General features: G+C 66.4%; 5 protein-coding genes. All 5 read right to left on the bottom strand.

Annotation, left to right across the window (positions count from 1 at the left end):
• Positions 1–12 precede the first annotated feature (12 nt).
• Positions 13–1,464 carry an aldehyde dehydrogenase gene (locus tag AC1DT2_RS17555; protein WP_477297745.1) on the bottom strand — a complete coding sequence of 484 codons (1,452 nt, stop codon included), beginning with the start codon at positions 1,462–1,464 and terminating at the stop codon, positions 13–15.
• An 8-nt stretch (positions 1,465–1,472) separates the two neighbouring features.
• Entirely contained in the window at positions 1,473–2,261 is a 789-nt protein-coding gene (locus AC1DT2_RS17550) for an SDR family oxidoreductase (RefSeq protein ID WP_477297744.1), read from the bottom strand.
• 28 nt (positions 2,262–2,289) lie between these two features.
• Positions 2,290–2,622 (bottom strand): hypothetical protein, encoded by a 333-nt coding sequence (locus AC1DT2_RS17545; RefSeq protein WP_477297743.1) that lies wholly within the window; start codon positions 2,620–2,622, stop codon positions 2,290–2,292.
• A gap of 6 nt (positions 2,623–2,628) precedes the next feature.
• Positions 2,629–3,441, bottom strand: coding sequence for a MalM family protein (locus AC1DT2_RS17540; RefSeq protein WP_477297742.1), 813 nt, complete (start codon positions 3,439–3,441; stop codon positions 2,629–2,631).
• Between the two features lie 14 nt (positions 3,442–3,455).
• Positions 3,456–3,801 (bottom strand): amino acid--tRNA ligase-related protein (locus AC1DT2_RS17535; protein WP_477297741.1); only part of this gene is annotated, 346 nt, incomplete at its 5' end.

Raw genomic sequence — 3,801 nt, 5'->3', positions numbered from 1 at the left:
GCGCGGATGACATCATTGCCCATGGTCGATGCAGACATTCCTGGCCTCGGTAAAGAAACGCATGGCTTCGAAACCGCCTTCGCGGCCGACGCCCGATTGCTTCGTGCCGCCGAACGGCGTGCGCAGGTCGCGCAGCATCCAGCAGTTGACCCATACGATGCCGAAGTCGAGCTTCGCCGAGAACCGGTGGGCACGCGACACGTCGCGCGTCCACACCGAGGCGGCCAGCCCGTAAGGCGTACCGTTGGCGATGGCGAGGGCATCCGCTTCGGTGTCGAAAGGAGTCAGCGTGACGACGGGTCCGAAGATCTCTTCCTGGTTCGTCGCCGCTTCGGGTGCCAGTCCTTCGATGACGGTCGGCTGGACGAACCAGCCATCGGCGCAGCGGCCCTCGACGACGACGCGTTCGCCGCCCGTCAATAGCGTGCCGCCTTCATCCACCGCGCGCGCGATGCAGCCGATGACCTTGTCGAAATGTGCCTTGGAGACCAGGGCGCCGAGCTGGATCGAGGCGTCCTTGGGGTCACCGACGCGCAAGGCGCGAACGCGCTCGAGATAGGCCTCGCGAAAGCGATCGTAGATGCCGCGTTGGACAAGCAGGCGGGAGCCGCACAGGCAGATCTCGCCCTGGTTGGCAAAGCCGGAGCGCACGATCGTGGCAAGCGATGCCTCGGAGAAATCGAAGTCGTCGAAAACGATGGCCGGGTTCTTGCCACCCAGTTCGAGCGACACTTTTTTCAGTTGCGGTGCCGCGGCGCTCGCGATGGCAATGCCCGTCCGGGTGCTGCCTGTGAATGAAATGGCCTTCACCGTCTCGTTCGTGACGATGGCCTCACCGACGGCGGGGCCACTGCCGTGGACGATGTTGAGGACGCCCGGCGGAAAGCCGGCCTCGCTGACCAGCGTGCCGAGAAGCCATGCCGTATACGGCGTGACCTCGGACGGCTTGGCGACGACGGTGTTGCCGGCGGCGAGGGCGGGTGCAATCTTCCAGGTGAAGAGATAGAGCGGCAGGTTCCACGGACTGATGCAGCCGACGACGCCGAGCGGTAAGCGCAGGGTGTAGTTGATCGCGCCATGCTCCATCGCGTGGGATTCACCGCTCCACTGRCCAGCGGCCGCCGCGAAGAAGCGCAGGTTGGCGATGGCGCGGGGGATATCGAGGGAGCGGGCGAGGGCGAGCGGCTTCCCGCTGTCCTGCGATTCGGCTTCAGCGAACGACGCCAGGCGGGCTTCGATGAGGTCGGCCAGTCGGTGCAGGCATCGCCCGCGTGCTTCGGCAGGCGTTTGCGCCCAGCCCGGCGCGGCGCGGGAGGCGGCTGTGACGGCCTCCGCGACATCGGCAGCATCGGAGTCCGGGCACTGCGCGAACGGCTGGCCGATGGCAGGGTCGACGCTGTCGAGGTAACGGCCGGCACGCGGCGCGCGCGACTGGCCATCGATGAGGTTGGCGAGGATATGCATGCTGCGCTTCAGTTGAGGCTGCGCGTGCGCCCGCCATCGACGGCGAGGCTCACTCCGTTGACATAGCCGGCGGCGGGGCTGGCGAGGAAGGCGATGACGGCCGCCACTTCCGCGGGATCGCCGAAGCGCGCCGCTGGCACGCTGGCGAGCAGGCCGCGCTCGACTTCATCACGGCCGCGCCCGGCCTTGACGCTCGCCTCGACCAACGCCTCCAGGCGCGGCGTACGCGTGTAGCCGGGAAGCACATTGTTGACGGTGATGCCGTCGGGTGCGACTTCGGCCGAGAGGGTCTTGGCCCAGCCAGCCACCGCGGCGCGGACCGTATTGGAAACGCCGAGGTTGGGAATCGGCTCTTTCACCGAGGTGGAGATGACGTTGACGATGCGCCCGTAGTGCGCGGCACGCATGCCGGGCAGGCAGGCCCGCGTGACGACCTGCGCGCCGAGGAGGTGTTGGCGGAAGGCCACGAGGAAGGCCTCGGGCTCGGCATTCCATGCCGGACCGGGCGGCGGGCCGCCACTGTTATTGACCAGCACGTGCACGGCGTTGAGATGCGCCGCCTCGGTGACGGCCGCGGTCAGGGCTTCGGTGTCGAGCATGTCGACGGCGATGTGGCGATGTYTCTGGCCGGGGTGAGTCGCCGGCAATTCGGCCGCCAGTGCGATCAATGCATCGGCGGAGCGGGAGAGCAGCGTGACGCTCGCGCCGAGCTCGGCCAGCTCGAAAGCGGTGGCGCGGCCGATGCCCTGGGAGGCGCCGCAGACCAGCGCGTGACGACCGGTGAGGCGAAGATCCATGCGTGCTCCCTGGTTGGGTGGCGGCCTTTCAGGCCTGTCTCATCGCCCACCACTGTAGCGCCATCGCGGCGAACCAGCACGGCCAGGCGAACCAGGGCGCACGACGCCACCAGCGCTGCCAGCGGTTGAGGTCGTCGTCGTTGAACAAGGCAGGTGCGTCGGAGCGCAGCACGCGGCGCATGCGCAGCCAGTTGGCCATGCCGTTCGGCCGGCCGGTGTCGGCCTCGGTGATGGTCTTCCACTGGTCCGGATAGCGCTGTCGCAGCAGTAACGTGAAGCGCCACTGCGCGATGAAGTGGAAGACGAAAGCGGCCACGGCGCCGAGCAGCAAGAGGAGATACAGAAGGACGGCGGTCTGCATGCTGGCTCAGCTGTCCTTTTCTTTCTTCTTCTGGTCCTGGCCGAGGATATCGGTCGTGACCACCTGGCGGATCGTGGAAATCACGCCATTGCCCGGCTGGGCCTTGTCGCAGACGGCGTTGCTGATGGCTTTCTTGTAGGTATCGTTCTGCATGCCGACGAACAGCACGCCGTCCGGGCCGTGCGGAATCTTGAAGCTGCCCGCCGTGGCCATCTTCACCGGCGCTTCCGCCGAGAAGTTGCTGGGCGACTGCTCCCAGTACGTCTGGCTCTTCTGCTGCTTGGCCGACGAATAAACCACGATGTACCGCGCCTTGTCGTCCTCGACCTTGAACTTGCCGAAGGCGCCCGTCGTCTCGTTGGTCCAGCCCATGTATTCGCAGAGCTGGATGTCTTCGGCATGAAGGGGCTGGAAGGCATCGTCGAGCACCACGACCGTGGGCGCGAACAGGTAGCTCGAGCTCAGCCAGCGGSCGTTGAGTTCGGCCTTCATCGCGACGGTATAAGGCATCTGCGCGCCCGCCGGCAGGCGGAACGCCAGGAAGTAGCTGCGGTCGCCGTTGAGGTTGGCGACCGGGCTGTCTTTGTCCAGCGAGAAGCGCTGCGGCTGCCAGGGCAGCATGTCCTGATAGGACAGGTCGGCAAAGCTGCCGCAACAGGGCGTGGCGTTGTCGAGTGCCTTGCGTGCGACATCGACCGCGTTCGACGGGTTTTCCGGCGGACGGAAGTTCGGCGGCACGATGGCTTTCATCGTATGGCAGGCCGCGAGCGTGAGCATCGCGGCGGCGAGGAGCAGGGAACGGAGCAGGGAAGGGGGCATAAGGGTTGTGGTTCTTAGAACTCGGCACTCCCTGCCGCGCGGGGATAGGGGATAGCGTCGCGAATATTTGCGAGGCCGCAGACGTAGACGAGCAGGCGCTCGAAGCCAAGGCCGAAGCCGGCATGCGGTACCGTGCCGTAGCGGCGCAGGTCGCGATACCAGTTGTAGACCTCCTTATCGAGGCCGAACTGGTCCATGCGGCGGTCGAGGTAGTCCAGGCGCTCTTCACGCTGCGCACCGCCGATGATCTCGCCGATGCCGGGCGCGAGGACGTCCATGGCTGCCACGGTCTTGCCGTCGTCGTTGAGGCGCATGTAGAACGCCTTGATCTCTTCGGGGTAGTTCATGACGACCACGGGG

The organism is Luteibacter sp. P4_E6 (assembly GCF_056401535.1).
This window is presented reverse-complemented; position numbering and strand designations above follow the sequence as displayed.